Here is a 15,510-nt window from a genome sequence, read left to right on the forward strand (position 1 = left end):
ATGCCTCCGTCACACGTTGGGCACCTTGAGCCGGTCCCAACTGCTCTTCCCGGGAATGCCGTCCGCGTCGCCTCCCGTATAGCCCAGCTTGCGCTGCCAGGCGGCGTACGACTGCCGGTCGGCCTCGGACCAGGCCGGTCCTGGCCCCACCGTGTACCGGCCGCAGCCCTCCGCCACCAGTCGCTTGCCCATCGCCGTGACGATCGCGCTGTTGCGGCCGACCTTGAAGAACGCGGCCCCCGGGAACGGCTCGTACGTGGGCTTCGGCGGCGGCTTGGAGGGGCCGTCCGGGGAGCCGCCGAGCCGTTTGCCGATCCGTGTGCGCATCGAGTTCATGGTGAACCCGCGCGGATCGACCTTGCCCGGCTGCCACTCCAGGTGGCCGATCACCGACCGCTGCGACCAGCCGTGCGCCCGGCAGACGGCGGCCGCGGCCCGCTCGATCGCCAGCAGCTGGGCCGCGGGCCAGGGGTCCTTGCCGTCGCCGAGGTTGACGCACTCGAAGCCGTAGAAGTGCCGGTTGCCGTCGGTGTTGGCCTCGTTGTCCGGGGGCAGCGCCTTCTCCGCGATGACGGCGCGCAGCACGTCGTCGTCGCCGAGCCCGGCGTGGTTGGCCCGCCCGTTCCCCACGAGATGGACGGTTCCGTCCTTGGCGATGACCCCGTGGCAGAGCGGGCCGGGCAGGGCGGAGTGGCCGTTGTAGCAGAGTTCGACGGAGGACGCGGTGCCCGAGGTGACGGTGTGATGGATCATCACCCCGTGCGTGGGACCCCAGGGACCTTTGTGGTTCCGGTTGTTGGTACGCCAGCTCCGGTGTTCGACGACGTGGAGGCCTTCGTCGCGGAGGGCTTTGAGCAGCTTGTCGGCGGACAGCGGCGTCGCCATCGCGGCGCTCCTTTCCCTGATGGTGCGTAGTTCACGCGGGGCGCTTCGGTGTGCGGGTGGCGGGACCGGCGGACGGACGGCGGCGCGGAGCCGCGTACACCCGCCGGGTGAAGGGGCGGTCGGGAGCGCCTTCCGGCGGGAATTCCGCCTTCGGGCCCACCTGATCGATTTGCCCGCTCACGGGCCCCGCCGAACGTCCCGCCGGACGGAAGGTTCCGCCGGGTCCGAACTCCCGTCCGGGAATGTCCGAACTCCTGCCCGATGCGCACGGTGGTCAGCGCAGGAGGCTGCGCAGAAGGCGCGTGTGCGGCCCCCATCGCGCCGGGTGCGCCACGGTGCCCGCGCACGCCCGTTCAGCACGGTCCAGGCTGTCCTCCAGCAACGCGTCGTGGAGCGGGCGCCAGATGAGCGGCCAGGTGAGTCGGGCCGGGCCGCCGGTGTTCATGGCGAGGGTGTGGCGCAGGACGGTGCGCCTCTCGTCGACGGGCAGGACGGCGTACTCGTGGAATCCGTGGAACCCGCGTGGCCCGCTGAATGTGAAGCGCACCCACGTGGAGGGGGTGTACGCGGTGACGGTGTACCGGACGGGGCCGTGGCCGCCGGCCGCACCGGGTGCCAGGGGGCGGTCGAGCTTCATCGCCGGCCAACTCCGGTGTGGCCACAGGCCGTCCCCGTCGCTCGACAGGGTGTCCAGCAGGGCTCCCACCTGGCTGCCCGTCGCGGCCAGCAGGCGCTCGTGCACGTTGTAGACGCCCATGCGTCCTCCCCGAAGCCATGTGGAGAGCAGTCTCTAATATTGTGGAGAGTACTCTCTGATTCATGGCCAGGCCATCCCGCTTCGACACGGACCAGTTCCTCGACGCCGCCGTGCGGCTCGCCGCCGCCTCGGGCCCGGCGGGGGTGACCATGTCCGCCGTCGCCCATGAGGTCGGGGCCCCGAGCGGTTCCGTGTACCACCGCTTCCCGGGACGGACCGCGCTGCTCGCCCAGGTGTGGCTGCGCACGGTCGAGCGCTTCCAGGAGGGCTACTTCGCGGCCATCGAAGTCGAGGCCGACGCTTGGCGCGCCGGTCGCGCGGCGGCACGCCATGTGATCGCCTGGAGCCGCGCCCATCCGGAGGAAGCCGCTCTCCTCCTCTACGGTGCCGAGGATTTCGGGCGTGCCGACTGGTCCGAGGAGCACATCCGCCGCGCGGACCGCGGCGGCCGACGTGTACGCGCCGCACTCGGCTCCCTCGCCGAGGGGCTTGGCGCCGAAGGGGCCCGGGCCGGCGAACGTGTCACGCTCGCCGTGATCGACCTGCCGCTCTCGGTGGTCCGTCGCCACCTGCGGGCCGGCCTGCCCCTCCCCGCCCATGCCGAGGACCTCGCGGAGGAATGCTCCGCCGTGCTCCTGGGTCCTCCCGCCGGTGCATCCTGTTCCGGGGGCGAGGAGTAGGAAGCGGCTCCCGCCGGAGGGTTCGCGATCCGAACCGGAGAGGCTCCGGGTCCCTGGCCCTCGCTGCTCCTGGTGGCCGCCTGCGCCGCGGTGCTCGCGGGCGTGGCCCTGGCGCTGCTCCGGCGGCGGGACGCGTGAGGCGGGAGTGCCTTCGGGCCATCTGTCGAAGTCCCCTCTTGACAACGCGACCTGGAGTGAAGAACATATACCTCACATTGGAAAGTCTGTGCCCCTTGAGCACTCGCCGCCTCGAATCCTGACGCTCGGTCGATTTTTGAGTGGACTCGATCCCGAGCAGCGCGAGCGAGGACTTTCCCGAAAGGCCCGGAGATCTCCGGGCCTTTTTTCTTTGCGACGCCACGGGACCCATGCGGCCGTGAACGGTGTTGCCGTCATGCGCTTTTGACCGCACGTGAGGAGACGGAATGACGCAGGGCAACGGGAAGACAGCAATCGTGACCGGGGCGACCAGCGGTATAGGCCTGGCCGTCGCCCATCATCTCGGCACCCTCGGATATCGCGTCTTCATCTGTGCGCGCAGTTCCGACGCCGTGAAACTGACGGTGGAACAGCTGCGGGCCTCGGGCCACGAAGCCGACGGAACCGCATGCGACGTCCGCTCCTCCGAGCAGGTGCGCGCCATGGTGACCGCCGCCGTGGAGCGCTTCGGCACCGTCGACGTACTGGTCAACAACGCCGGAACCGGCGGCGGCGGGGTGACCGCCGACCTCACCGACGAGGCCTGGCACACCGTCATCGACACGAACCTCAACAGCGTCTTCCGGGTTACACGGGACGTGCTCTCGGTCGGCGGTCTGCGGGATCGGAGTTGGGGGCGGATCGTCAACATCGCCTCCACCGCCGGAAAGCAGGGCGTCGTCCTGGCCTCGCCCTACTCGGCCTCCAAGCACGGCGTGGTCGGGTTCACGAAGTCCCTCGGCAACGAGCTGGCGAAGACGGGCATCACCGTGAACGCGGTCTGCCCGGGGTACGTCGAGACGCCGATGGCCGAACGGGTGCGCAGCGGATACGCGGCGGCGTGGGAGACCACCGAGGACGACATCCTCGAAAGGTTCCAGGCCAAGATCCCGCTCGGCCGCTACTCCACCGCCGACGAGGTGGCGGGCATGGTCGGCTACCTCGTCAGCGACACGGCCGGCTCCGTGACAGCCCAGGCCATCAACGTCTGCGGCGGCCTCGGCAACTTCTGACACCAAGGAGAATTCCCATGAAGTACACGGCGTTTCTCGGTGTCAGGTTCGAACCGGAGTGGTTCGTGATGAGCTCGTCCGAACGCGACGCGTTCGAGGCGGAGCACCTCTTTCCCATCCTCGGAAAGCACGCCCAGTTTCTTGAGATCCGGCCGTTCCGAGCCAGTGCGTTCGGGACCCGGCACACGAACTTCTTCCTCGTGCAATTCGACGATGTCGAGGAGTACAGCGGCCTCATCGAGTCGCTGAGCGAAAGTCCGCTGATGAGCCGACGTTACGTCACCATCACCGACAACCACATCGGCATCGAGGAGAAGTATCACGCCGATCGCGACGCGTAACGGCATCGTCACGTGTTCACCCCCTACACGGGAGCAGGCATGACCAGAATCGGCATCATTCTCGGCAGTACCCGGCCGGGACGCAGCGGTGAAGCGGTGGCGCGGTGGGTCCTCGACATCGCCGGCCGCCGCGACGACGCACAGTACGAACTCGTCGACATCGCCGAGCAGGCGCTGCCCCACTTCGACGAGCCGATCCCCCCGATGGCCGGCGCCTACACCCACCCGCACACCCTGGCCTGGGCCGAACGCGTCCAGCGGCTGGACGGGTTCGTGTTCGTGACGCCCGAGTACAACCACTCGGTGCCCGGAGCGCTCAAGAACGCGATCGACTTCCTGTTCGCGGAGTGGGGCGACAAGGCGGCCGGGTTCGTCGGATACGGACCCACCGGAGCGACCCGCGCGGTCGAGCACCTCCGGCTGATCATGTCCGAACTCCAGGTCGCCACCGTGCGCGCCCAGGCCGCGCTGACCTTCGCCACCGACTTCGCCGACCACGCGACGTTCCGGCCCGCCGAGGAGAGCGCGGCGACGGTCGAGCTGGTCCTCGACCAGGTCGTCGCCTGGAGCCAGGCCCTGGAGCCGGTACGGCGGAAAGCGGGGCAGGACCTGTGACCGTCACCCCGGAACTCGACGCCCAGGTGATCGTGGCCGGGGCGGGACCGACCGGCCTCATGACGGCGGGCGAGCTCCGCCTCGGCGGCGCCGAGGTGATCGTCCTCGACCGGCTGGCCGAGCCGGTCAGCGAGTCCCGCGGACTCGGCTTCACCGCCCGCGCCACCGAAGTCCTCGACCAGCGCGGTCTGCTGGCGGGCTTCGGCAACCCCGAGATCAGCACCAAGGGCCACTTCGGCGGCATCGAACTGGACTACTCCGTGCTGCCCGACGGCCACTTCGGTGTGCGCAACGTCGAACAGACCGAGACCGAGGCGGTGCTGACCCGCTGGGTCACCGGCCTCGGCGCCCGGATCCTGCGGAGCCACGAGGTCCTCGCCGTCACCCAGCGGGACGCGTTCGTCGAGGTCGAGGTCTCCGGACCGGACGGCCCGCGCCTGCTGCGCTGCTCCTACCTCGTCGGCGCCGACGGCGGGCGCAGCACCGTACGCCAGGCCGTGGGCATCGACTTCCCCGGACAGGACGCGACCTGCGAGATGTTCCTCGCCGATGTCGCCGGAGCCGCCATCCGGCCGAGGTTCCTCGGCGAACGGGTGCGCGGCGGCATGGTCATGGCCGCCCGGCTGGGCGACGACCTCGACCGGGTCATCGTCTGTGAACGGGGCACCCGCCCCGGCGAACGCACCGCCCCGCCCTCCTTCGACGAGGTGGCCGGCGCCTGGCAGCGGCTCACCGGCGAGGACATCGGCCACGGCGAGGCCCGCTGGATCAGCTCCTTCACCGACGCCTCCCGGCTGGCGGACCAATACCGCGTCGGCCGGGTCCTGCTGGCCGGGGACGCGGCCCACATCCACCTGCCCGCAGGCGGCCAGGGGCTGAGCGTCGGCGTGCAGGACGCCGTCAACCTCGGCTGGAAGCTCGCCGCGGTCGTGACCGGCCGCAGCGGCCCCGAGCTGCTCGACACCTACCACGAGGAGCGGCACCCGGTGGGGGAGCGGGTGCTCACCAACACTCGCGCCCAGGGCTTCCTCTACCTCGGTGGCACGGAGGTCGAGCCGCTGCGCGCCGTCTTCGGCGAACTGCTCGGCAACGACGACGTCGCCCGGCACCTCGCCGGGATGGTCACCGGCTTCGACGTCCGCTACGGCAGCGCCGAAGGAAGCCATCCGCTGCTCGGGCTGCGCATGCCGCCCTGCGAACTGCTCGGCGCCGACGGCCCCACGACCACCACGCGCCTGCTGCACCCGGGGCGCGGGGTGCTGCTCGACCTGGCCGACGACGCCGCCGTGCGTCGTACCGCCGAGGCCTGGGCGCCGCACGTCGACATCGTCACGGCGACCTCGGAGGACGAGCGGCTCGCCGGCGCCGCCGCGGTACTGCTGCGCCCCGACGGGCACGTGGCCTGGGCGTCGCCCGACGGTGGGGACCTCACCGAGGCGCTCCGTACCTGGTTCGGCCCCGGCCCCGCCGCGCACGCCTGACACCGGCCCCGCCCCCACCGCAGCCGGCCCCGACCGGGCCGCAGAGACATGAGGAAGGCCATGCACACCACCCTGATCGTCGCCCGCCTGGACCCCACGTCGATCGACGACGTCGGGGCCCTCTTCGCGGATTTCGACCGCACGGAGATGCCGCACCGCATGGGCACGCTGCGCCGACAGCTGTTCAGCTACCAGGGGCTGTACTTCCACCTCCAGGACTTCGCCTCCGAGGACGGCTCGGAGCGGATCGCCGAAGCCCGCTCGCACCCCCTGTTCACGGGAATCAGCGACGACCTGAAGCAGCACATCACCGCATACGACCCCGCGACCTGGCGTTCACCCGCGGACGCGATGGCACAGCGCTTCTACCACTGGGAACAGGAATCCTGAAAGGACACGACGGATGACCATCACGGCGTTCAGCCTCGACGACCTGAAGAAGGCACTGTTCAGCGCCGCCGGCGCCGACGAGGGCATCGACATGGAGGGCGACATCCTGGACCGGTCGTTCACCGAGCTCGGCTACGACTCGCTCGCGCTGCTGGAGACCGCGGCCCTCATCTCCCGGGAACACGGCATCGCGTTGGAGGACGACGCGGTCACCGCCGTCACCACCCCCCGCGAACTCATCGCGCTGATCACCACCGCATGAGCGCGGCCGCCCGAGAAACCCCGTCCCCGAACGAGCCGGGAGGCACCATGTCCGGACCGCAGGTCCACGAAGTCGAGCACGAGATCACGGTCGACGCTTCGGCCAAGGCCGTCTACCACCTGCTGGAGGAGGTGGAGAACTGGCCGCAGATCTTCCCGCCGAGCGTCCTGGTCGAGCGCGTCGAGCGCGAGGGCGAGCACGAGCGGATCCAGATCTGGGCGACGGCGAACGGTGCGGCGAAGACCTGGACCTCCCGCAGGCGGCTGGTCCCCGCCGAGGGCCGTATCGAGTTCCGCCAGGAGGTGTCCAGCCCGCCGGTCGCCGCGATGGGCGGCACCTGGATCGTCGAGGCCCTGGGCGAGGAACGCTGCCGGGTCCGGCTGCTCCACGACTACCGGGCGGTGGACGACGACCCCGGGGCGCTGGAGTGGATCTCCACCGCCGTCGACCGCAACAGCCGGGCGGAGCTGGAAGCGCTCAAGGCCGAGGCCGAGACGGCGCTCCACGGCTCCCAGGTGCGCCTCGTGTTCGAGGACACCACCCGGATCGCGGGGCGGGCCGAGGACGTCTATGCGTTCATCAACGAGGCGCATCTGTGGCCGGAACGCCTCCCGCACGTCGCCCGGGTGAACCTTGACGACGACGACGGGCTCCAACTGCTGGAGATGGACACCCGCGCCATCGACGGTTCCACCCACACGACCACTTCGGTGCGGGTGTGTCTCGCGCCGGACCGTATCCATTACAAGCAGACCCAGTTGCCCGCGCTGATGACGCTGCACACCGGGCAGTGGCGGTTCGAGGAGGACGCCGACGGCGTGCTGGCCACCTCGCAGCACACCGTCTCCGTCAACGAGGCCAACATCGTGTCGGTCCTCGGCCCGGACGCGTCCCTGGACGACGCCCGGGCGATGGTGCGCAAGGCCCTGGGAACCAACAGCCTGAGCACCCTCGCCCACGCCAAGGCGCACATCGAGGGCAGCGGTACATGACCCCGCACAGCGGCCACCCGGAGCCCGGACGATGACCTCGCCCGACCCGGCCGGAGCCGCGCACGTCCTGGTGGTCGGGGCCGGCCCGGTCGGGCTGCTGCTGGCGGGCGACCTGCGACGGCACGGCGTACGGGTGTCGCTCGCCGACCGGCTGGCCGCGCCGATGACCGAGTCGCGGGCCTCCCAGCTCAACGCCCGCACCATGGAGATCCTCGGCCTGCGGGGGCTCCTGGAGGCGTTCGGCGACCTGACGCACGAGCCGCTCGGCCACTTCGGGGGGCAGTCGTTCCGGGCCGAGGGGGGAGGGAGCCGCTACGCGGGCAACTGGAAGACGCCCCAGTTCCGCACCGAGGAGGTGCTGGGGGAGTGGGCCGCCGGCCTGGGCGTGGAGCTGTACCGGGAGCACGAACTCCACACGCTCACCGTCACGGACAGGGGCGTGGCCGCCGGGTTCCGCACCCCCGACGGGCCCCGTACGCTGCATGCCACCCACGTGGTGGGGTGCGACGGCGCCGACAGCACGGTCCGGCGGCTCGCGGGCTTCGGCCTCGACGTCACCGCCCCGGCCCGGGAACTCCTGCGCGCGGACATCGCCGGGGTGGACGTGCCCGCCTACCGCTTCGAGCAGTTCGCGGGCGGCTTCGCCACCTCGGCGCGGCGGCCCGACGGGGTGACCCGGGTGATGGTGCACGCCGTCGGCCGGCTCCCGGGCGGCCGCACCGGGCCGCCGTCGTTCGACGAGATCGCGACGGTGTGGCAGGAGGTCACCGGCCACTGCATCGCGGGTGCGACGGCGAGCTGGACCGACGCGTTCGACGACGGCTGCGCACAGGCGACCCGCTACCGACGGGGGCGCGTGCTGATCGCCGGTGACGCGGCCCACTCGCACATGCCGGTCGGCGGCCAGGCACTCAACCTCGGCCTCCAGGACGCGGCGAACCTCGGCTGGAAGCTCGCGGCCCAGGTGTGCGGCTGGGCCCCGCCCGGACTGCTCGACAGCTACCACGCCGAACGCCACCCCGTCGGACGCCGGGTGATCGGGAACGTGACCGCCCAGGGGCTGCTGCTGTTCGGCGGCGCCGAGGCGGAACCGGTCCGCCGGGTGCTCGCCGGTCTGCTGGCCGAGCCCGGGCCCCGCGCCCATGTCGACGCCATGATCAGCGGTCTCGACGTGCGCTACGACGTGGGCGCGGGCGATGCACCGCTGCTCGGCGCGCGGCTCCCCGACATCGACCTCACCGTCAACGGTGAGCCCACCACGGCCGCCCGGCTCCTCGCCGGCGGCCGGGGCATCCTGCTCTCCCTGTCCCCCCACGGGCGGATCACCCCCGCCGCGGCCTCGGTCGAGGAAGCGGCCCGCGGCCGGGTGCGCGTGGTCGAGGCCCGAGGGCCGGTGGACCTCGAAGGGGCCACCGTGCTCCTCGTACGCCCCGACGGACACGTCGCCTGGACCGACCGGGCACGGACGCCCCTGCACGACGCCCTGGACCGCTGGTTCGGCACCGCCGCCGCGCTCTCCCGGGTCTGAGCACGCATATCCGCGTCACCGCCCTGCTGGGAGGCCCCAGCACGTTCGGCAGCGCATTCCTGACGTATCTCCGGAAGGAAGAATCATGAGGCGACGAGTCGTCATCACCGGCATAGGGGTGCTGGCACCGGGAGGGGTCGGCACCAAGAGCTTCTGGGCTCTGATCAGTGAAGGGCGCACCGCGACCAGAACGCTGTCCCGCTTCGACCCGGCGCCCTACCGCTCCCGGGTCGCGGCCGAGATCGATTTCCACCCGCAGGAACACGGCCTGCGCGCCCAGGAGATCCGCCGGATGGACCGGGCCGCCCAGTTCGCCGTGGTCGCCACCCGGGAGGCGCTGACCGACAGCGGGCTGGAGCTCTCCGAGATCGACCCGCACCGGATCGGCGTCACCATCGGCAACGCCGTCGGGGCCACCACCAGCCTGGAGGACGAGTACCGGGTGGTCAGCGACGACGGGGCGGCGCACCTGGTCGACCACACGTACGCCACACCGCACCTGTACGACTACCTCGTGCCCAGCTCGATCGCCACCGAGGTCGCCTGGGCGGCCGGAGCGGAGGGGCCGGGCACGGTGGTGTCCACCGGCTGCACCTCGGGGATCGACGCCGTGGGGCACGCCGTCGAGCTGATCCGCGACGGAGCCGCCGACGTGATGATCACCGGTGCCACCGAGGCGCCGATCTCGCCCATCACCGTGGCGTGCTTCGACGCGATCAAGGCCACCAGCGTCTTCAACGACGACCCCGAACACGCCTCCCGCCCGTACGACAGCACACGCAACGGCTTCGTCCTCGGCGAGGGGGCCGCGGGCTTCGTCCTGGAGGAGTACACCAGCGCGCGCCGGCGCGGGGCGACCATCTACGCGGAGATCACCGGTTACGCGAGCCGCAGCAACGCCTTCCACATGACCGGACTGCGGGCGGACGGCGTCGAAATGGCCGACGCCATCACCGCGGCGCTCGACGAGTCCCGGCTCGACCCGGCCGACCTCGACTACGTCAACGCCCACGGCTCCGGCACCAAGCAGAACGACCGGCACGAGACGGCGGCGTTCAAGCGCAGCCTCGGCGAACACGCCTACCGGGTGCCGGTGAGCTCCATCAAGTCGATGGTGGGCCACTCGCTCGGGGCGATCGGCTCCGTCGAGATCGCCGCGTCCGCGCTGGCGATCAAGGAGAACGTCGTACCGCCCACCGCCAACCTGCACCACCAGGACCCCGAACTGGACTTGGACTACGTGCCGTTGACCGCACGCGACTGGCGTACCGACCGGGTGCTCACGGTCGGCAGCGGATTCGGCGGATTCCAGAGCGCGATGGTCCTGACCGACCCGGAGAGGGGCGCCGCATGACCGCCACAGCAGTGACCGGACTGGGTGTCATCGCCCCCAACGGCGAAGGCACCGAAGCCTATTGGAAGTCCACGCTGGCCGGTGTCAGCGGCATCGGCGAGCTCACCCGGTTCGACGCCGCCGGCTATCCGGCGAAACTGGCGGGCGAGGTACGGTTCGACGCCGCCGCGCATCTGTCGAGTCGGCTCATCCCGCAGACCGACCACATGACCCGGCTCTCCCTCGCCGCCGCCGACTGGGCGCTGGCCGACGCGGGCATCGCCCCGTCGGAGCTGCCCGACTTCAGCACGGGCGTGATCACCGCCGCGACCGCCGGAGGCTTCGAGTTCGGCCAGCGCGAGCTGGAGAACCTGTGGAGCAAGGGGCCCAAGTACGTCAGCGCGTACCAGTCCTACGCCTGGTTCTACGCCGTCAACACCGGCCAGATCTCCATCCAGCACGGGATGCGGGGGCCCAGCGGGGTCGTCGTGAGCGACCAGGCGGGCGGCCTCGACGCCATCGCTCAGTCCCGTCGGCAGATCCGTAAGGGCACCCGGCTGATCATCTCCGGCGGTGTGGACGGCTCGCTCTGCCCCTGGGGCTGGGTGGCGCAGATGGCGGGCGACCGGATGAGCACCTCCCGGGACCCCGAGGACGCCTACCTCCCCTTCGACGCGCGGGCCGCCGGACATGTGCCGGGCGAGGGCGGCGCACTGCTCGTGCTGGAGGACGCCGAATCCGCGCGGCAGCGGGGCGCCGAGGTGTACGGGGAGATCGCCGGGTATGGCGCGACCATGGACCCCCGGCCGGGCAGCGGGCGCGAACCCGGGCTGCGCCGGGCGCTCGCCGCGGCGCTCGACGACGCCAAGATCGCGCCGGCGGAGGTGGACGTGGTCTTCGCGGACGCCGCCGCCGTGCCGGAGCTGGACCGGATCGAGGCCGACGCGCTGAGCGCCCTGTTCGGCGCGGGCGGGGTCGCCGTCACCGCTCCGAAGACGATGACCGGCCGCCTGGCCGCCGGAGCCGCCCCGCTCGACGTCGCCGCGGCGCTCCTGTCGATCCGCGACGGCGTCATCCCGCCGACGGTCAACGTCAGCCGCGCCGACGGCTACGACCTCGACCTGGTCACCGAGACCCGCCGGGCCCCGGTGCGCACGGCCGTCGTCCTCGCCCGGGGCCACGGCGGGTTCAACTCCGCGGTCGTGGTGCGGGGAACGGCGAAGTGACCCCACCGCAATCCGGCCCCATCCACGCCTTATCCACACCTTCGAACAGGACGGACGCATGAGCAAGCAGTTCGGCATTGAGGATCTCAAGCGCATTCTCCGGGAGGGCGCGGGCGGCGGCAGCGTGCTGGAGGCCGACATCCTGGACACCACCTTCGAGGATCTCGGATACGACTCGCTCGCCCTGCTGGAGACCGGCAGCCGGATCGGCCGGGAGTACGGCCTGGAGTTCGAGGACTCGGCGCTCGTCGACATCGACACCCCGCGCGACCTGGTCCGGGTGGTCAACGCCCACCTTCTGGACCACTCCGCCACCAGCTGACCCGAGGAGATCCGCATGGCGACGCTCACCATCCCCAGCACCGGCATCGACCCCTACACCGACGAGTCGATCCTCTCGCCCTACGAGGACTACCGGCGCCTCCGCGACCTCGGCCCGGTGGTCTGGCTGGAGTCCCACCAGGTCTTCGCGGCCGCCCGGTACCGAGAGGTCTACGACGCGCTCCACGATCCGACGACCTTCTCGTCGGGCTCCGGGGTCGGCCTCACCGAGACGCTCAACAAGGCCCAGAAGGGCAGCAGTTTCACCAGCGACCCGCCGTACCACGGCTATGTGCGGAGCCTGGTGGCCCGGCACCTCAAGCCGAAGGCGCTGGAGGAGTTCCACGACTACATCGCCGGATGGGCCGACACACTCGTCGACCAGCTGATCGAGAAGGGCACCTTCGACGCGGTCACCGACTTCGCGCAGGCGTTCCCGCTCGCCGTCGTGCCCGATCTGCTCGGCTGGCCCGTCGAGGAGGGCAAGGAACGGCTCCTGGAATGGGCGACCGCCGGGTTCAATGCCTTCGGCCCGCTCAACGAGCGCACCATGGCCGGATTCCCGCTGCTCCAGGAGATGTCCGAGTTCCTCCAGCGGATGTCGGTCCCGGGCAACCTCAGGCCGGGCAGCTGGGGCGCCCAGCTGGTGAGCGACGCCAAGGAGGGGAAGATCGAGGAGTACCTCCTGCCCGGCCTCCTGGGCGACTTCCTCGCCCCGTCCATGGACACCTCCGTCAGCGCGCTCTCCAGCATGATGTGGCTGTTCGGATCCAACCCGGACCAGTGGGATCTGCTGCGCGGCGACGCCTCCCTCATCCCGTCGGCGTTCAACGAGATCATCCGCATCGAATCTCCCCTGCGCGGCTTCACCCGGCTGGCCACCCGTGAGCGGGAGCTGGGCGGCGCCCTGGTGGCGGAAGGATCCCGGGTGCTCTTCCTGTACGGCTCCGCCAACCGCGACGAGCGGCAGTGGACCGACCCGGAGCGGTTCGACATCCAGCGGCCCGGCGTCGCGCAGCACGTCGGCTTCGGCCACGGCATACACGGCTGCGTCGGCCAGGCGCTTTCCCGTCTGGAGAGCCACAGCCTGCTGACGTCGCTGACCGGCAAGGTCCGTTCGATCGAGATCGGCGAGCCGACCTGGCGCCTGCACAACACGATCCGCGGCATCGCGTCCCTGCCGGTGACGCTCCACACCTGATACGCGCCGAGGGAGGGTCGCCGAGATGAGGATCACCGTCGACCGGAGCCGCTGTGAGGGGCACGCGCTGTGCGAAGGCGCGGCCCCCGCCCTGTTGCAGGCCGACGAGGGATACGCCGAGCTCCTCTTCGAGGGCGAGGTGCCGGCGGATCAGCGGGCCGCCGCCGCACGCGCGGTCCGGGTGTGCCCCATCGCGGCGCTCAGGGCGACCTGAGCGCCGCGGTCCGCAGAAGGGAAGGTGGTATCGCACATGAGCATGACAGCCTTCGTATTTCCGGGGCAGGGTTCGCAGCGCGTCGGCATGGGCCGCGCCCTGGTCGAGCGCCGCCCCGCATTCCTCGCGTCCCACTACCGCGTCGCCGACGAGGTCCTGGGGATGCCGCTGACGGAGCTGTGCTGGGAGGGGCCGGCCGAGGAACTGCGCGCCATGCCGGTGACCCAGCCGGCCGTCTTCCTGACCAGCGTCGTGGCCCTCGAAGTGCTCCGGACGTACGGCGTCGAGCCCGATGCCGTGGCCGGGCACAGCCTGGGCGAGTTCGCCGCGATGGTCGCGGCGGGTGTGCTCGACTGGCGGGACGGCCTGCGTCTGGTCCGGCTGCGCGGAGAGTTGATGGAATCGGTCAACCGCAGCGTCCCGGGCAGCATGGGAGCCGTCGTCGGACTGACCCTGACCGAGGTGGAGGACCTCTGCGCCCGGGCGGCCGCCGCCACCGGGGAGGTGGTCGAGATCGCCAACCAGAACGACCACCGGCAGATCGTGGTGTCCGGCCACCGGGGCGGAGTCGCCCGCCTGCTCGGACTTGCCGAACAGGCGGGCGCGCGCCGGGCGCTGACGCTGGAGGTGGGCGGAGCGGCTCACTGCAGCCTGCTCTCCGGCATCGAGGCCGAGTTCGGCCGGGCGCTGGCGGCGCTGCCCCTGCGGGACCCGGTGATCCCGGTGTTCTCCGCGGTCACCGCCGCACCTGTGCGCAGCGCCCAGGAGGCCGCGGACAGCCTGCGACGGCAGTTCACCGGCCGGGTGCTGTGGGCCGACACCGCCGAGGCTCTGGCGAAGGCGGGCGTCGACCGTTTCGTGGAGGCGGGTCCCGGCAAGACGCTGAGCACGCTGTGCGGGCGGCTGTGCCCGGATGCCCGGGCGTACCGGACTTCCGACGGCGACCACTTGGACCGCCTGCTCGCGGCCTTCTCGGCGTCCGACGCGCCGACGGCGGAGTCGGCGTGAGCGGGCGGCCGATCGTTCTGATGCTGCCGGGACAGGGGTTCCAGCACGCCGGCATGGCCGTCGAACTGTACAAACGGGAACCGGTCTTCACCGCTGTTGCCGACGAGTTCCTCGACGCCCTCGGGCGGTGGGGGGCCGTCGTCCGGGAAGACTGGCTGGCCTGCGCGGACGGCGTCCGGGCCGACCGCGGCACGACCGCACAGCCCCTGCTCTTCCTGATCGGATACGGCATCGGCCGGGTGCTGGCCGACCGCGGGATCCGCCCTGCCGCCCTGATCGGCCACAGTGTGGGGGAGCTGGCCGCCGCCACCCTCGCCGGAGTGTTCGATCCGCCGGCGGCCGCCCGGATCCTCGCGGGCCGCTGCGCCGCGCTCGCCGAGGCCCCGCCCGGAGGCATGCTGGCGGTGGCGGGCGCCCCGGAGGAGGTGCTCGACCGCCTCCGGGACACGTCTTTGAGGCAGGACGTGGTGCTGGGCGCACACAACGGGCCGCGTCAGACGATCCTCGCCGGTCCGGAGCCCCGGCTCTCCGAGGCCGAACGGACCCTGGGCGAGGCAGGGGTGACCGTACGCCGGGTGCGGGCGCTCGAACCGTGGCATTCACCGGCGATGGGCCGGGCCTCCCGCTCCTTCGGAGAGGCGGTCGCGGCGGAGACGCTGCGCCGGCCGGGCATCCCGGTGCTGTCGACCCGCACCGGGCGTTACGTCACGGAGGCGGAGGCCCTCCGGCCGGAGTTCTGGGCCGGGCAGATGGCCGCGCCGGTGCTGTTCTGGCCGGCCCTGCGTACCTTGCTCGACGGGGACAGCCATGTGGTGGTGGACGGCGGTCCGGCCGGGGCGCTCGCGACCTTGGCGCGCCGGCACCCCTCGGTCGCCGAACGGCGCAGCACGGTGGTTCCGCTGCTGGCGCCCCCGGGCCGCGACGCCTGGGAGAGCTGGACGCAGGGGCTGGCCCGGCTGGAGGCCGCCGTCTGAACGGTGACACGGGAGGGGCGGGGGGGGGGGCGGGGGGGGGGGGGGGCCCCCCCCCCCCCCCCCCCCCCCCCACCCGGGGGGGGGGGGGGAA

At 71.7% G+C, this 15,510-nt stretch carries 18 protein-coding genes; 16 read left to right on the forward strand and 2 right to left on the reverse strand.

Translation table 11 applies throughout. From position 1 onward, the window contains the following. Positions 1 to 9 precede the first annotated feature (9 nt). Both ACIQPT_RS36490 and ACIQPT_RS36495 read right to left on the reverse strand, forming a co-directional pair. The gene (locus tag ACIQPT_RS36490) at positions 10 to 885 is read right to left on the reverse strand and encodes a peptidoglycan-binding protein (protein WP_401162513.1); all 876 of its coding nucleotides are present in this window, start codon (positions 883 to 885) and stop codon (positions 10 to 12) included. 274 nt (positions 886 to 1,159) lie between these two features. Then, a complete protein-coding gene (locus ACIQPT_RS36495) occupies positions 1,160 to 1,642 on the reverse strand; it encodes an SRPBCC family protein (protein WP_401162515.1) in 483 nt (160 codons plus the stop codon). A gap of 62 nt (positions 1,643 to 1,704) precedes the next feature. On the opposite strand from ACIQPT_RS36495, the gene ACIQPT_RS36500 reads away from it, so the two are divergent. The 16 genes from ACIQPT_RS36500 (at position 1,705) to ACIQPT_RS36575 (ending at position 15,419) form a co-directional block, all read left to right on the forward strand. Beyond that, on the forward strand, positions 1,705 to 2,322 hold the full coding sequence (locus tag ACIQPT_RS36500; protein ID WP_401162516.1) for a TetR family transcriptional regulator: 618 nt from the start codon (positions 1,705 to 1,707) through the stop codon (positions 2,320 to 2,322). Between the two features lie 425 nt (positions 2,323 to 2,747). After that, on the forward strand, positions 2,748 to 3,533 hold the full coding sequence (locus tag ACIQPT_RS36505; RefSeq protein ID WP_401162518.1) for an SDR family NAD(P)-dependent oxidoreductase: 786 nt from the start codon (positions 2,748 to 2,750) through the stop codon (positions 3,531 to 3,533). A gap of 17 nt (positions 3,534 to 3,550) precedes the next feature. Next, complete coding sequence (locus tag ACIQPT_RS36510; RefSeq protein ID WP_401162520.1) at positions 3,551 to 3,874, forward strand: darcynin family protein; 324 nt, start codon at positions 3,551 to 3,553, stop codon at positions 3,872 to 3,874. Between the two features lie 39 nt (positions 3,875 to 3,913). Continuing rightward, positions 3,914 to 4,489 carry an NADPH-dependent FMN reductase gene (locus ACIQPT_RS36515; RefSeq protein ID WP_401162521.1) on the forward strand — a complete coding sequence of 192 codons (576 nt, stop codon included), beginning with the start codon at positions 3,914 to 3,916 and terminating at the stop codon, positions 4,487 to 4,489. Then, on the forward strand, positions 4,486 to 5,970 hold the full coding sequence (locus tag ACIQPT_RS36520) for an FAD-dependent monooxygenase (protein ID WP_401162523.1): 1,485 nt from the start codon (positions 4,486 to 4,488) through the stop codon (positions 5,968 to 5,970). The genes ACIQPT_RS36515 and ACIQPT_RS36520 overlap by 4 nt, the downstream gene beginning before the upstream one ends. Before the next feature lie 60 nt (positions 5,971 to 6,030). Next, positions 6,031 to 6,360 carry a TcmI family type II polyketide cyclase gene (locus ACIQPT_RS36525; RefSeq protein WP_401162525.1) on the forward strand — a complete coding sequence of 110 codons (330 nt, stop codon included), beginning with the start codon at positions 6,031 to 6,033 and terminating at the stop codon, positions 6,358 to 6,360. Positions 6,361 to 6,373: 13 nt separating this feature from the next. Further along, positions 6,374 to 6,622: an acyl carrier protein gene (locus ACIQPT_RS36530; RefSeq protein WP_401162527.1), complete on the forward strand. Its 249-nt coding sequence runs from the start codon at positions 6,374 to 6,376 to the stop codon at positions 6,620 to 6,622. Positions 6,623 to 6,669: 47 nt separating this feature from the next. Continuing rightward, positions 6,670 to 7,614: an aromatase/cyclase gene (locus ACIQPT_RS36535; protein WP_401162529.1), complete on the forward strand. Its 945-nt coding sequence runs from the start codon at positions 6,670 to 6,672 to the stop codon at positions 7,612 to 7,614. A 31-nt stretch (positions 7,615 to 7,645) separates the two neighbouring features. Beyond that, complete coding sequence (locus ACIQPT_RS36540) at positions 7,646 to 9,142, forward strand: FAD-dependent monooxygenase (RefSeq protein ID WP_401162531.1); 1,497 nt, start codon at positions 7,646 to 7,648, stop codon at positions 9,140 to 9,142. 82 nt (positions 9,143 to 9,224) lie between these two features. Next, a complete protein-coding gene (locus ACIQPT_RS36545) occupies positions 9,225 to 10,496 on the forward strand; it encodes a beta-ketoacyl-[acyl-carrier-protein] synthase family protein (protein WP_401162544.1) in 1,272 nt (423 codons plus the stop codon). Next, on the forward strand, positions 10,493 to 11,701 hold the full coding sequence (locus tag ACIQPT_RS36550) for a ketosynthase chain-length factor (RefSeq protein ID WP_401162532.1): 1,209 nt from the start codon (positions 10,493 to 10,495) through the stop codon (positions 11,699 to 11,701). Before ACIQPT_RS36545 ends, ACIQPT_RS36550 begins: the two co-directional genes overlap by 4 nt. A gap of 58 nt (positions 11,702 to 11,759) precedes the next feature. Continuing rightward, positions 11,760 to 12,023, forward strand: coding sequence for an acyl carrier protein (locus ACIQPT_RS36555; RefSeq protein ID WP_401162534.1), 264 nt, complete (start codon positions 11,760 to 11,762; stop codon positions 12,021 to 12,023). A gap of 15 nt (positions 12,024 to 12,038) precedes the next feature. After that, positions 12,039 to 13,223 (forward strand): cytochrome P450, encoded by a 1,185-nt coding sequence (locus tag ACIQPT_RS36560; protein ID WP_401162536.1) that lies wholly within the window; start codon positions 12,039 to 12,041, stop codon positions 13,221 to 13,223. 25 nt (positions 13,224 to 13,248) lie between these two features. Next, positions 13,249 to 13,437: a ferredoxin gene (locus ACIQPT_RS36565; RefSeq protein ID WP_401162538.1), complete on the forward strand. Its 189-nt coding sequence runs from the start codon at positions 13,249 to 13,251 to the stop codon at positions 13,435 to 13,437. 36 nt (positions 13,438 to 13,473) lie between these two features. After that, entirely contained in the window at positions 13,474 to 14,445 is a 972-nt protein-coding gene (fabD, locus tag ACIQPT_RS36570) for an ACP S-malonyltransferase (protein ID WP_401162539.1), read from the forward strand. After that, the gene (locus ACIQPT_RS36575; RefSeq protein ID WP_401162541.1) at positions 14,442 to 15,419 is read left to right on the forward strand and encodes an acyltransferase domain-containing protein; all 978 of its coding nucleotides are present in this window, start codon (positions 14,442 to 14,444) and stop codon (positions 15,417 to 15,419) included. The genes fabD and ACIQPT_RS36575 overlap by 4 nt, the downstream gene beginning before the upstream one ends. Positions 15,420 to 15,510: the final 91 nt, after the last annotated feature.

This window comes from Streptomyces sp. NPDC091289, from assembly GCF_044757365.1.
In the GTDB taxonomy this organism is placed as follows: domain Bacteria; phylum Actinomycetota; class Actinomycetes; order Streptomycetales; family Streptomycetaceae; genus Streptomyces.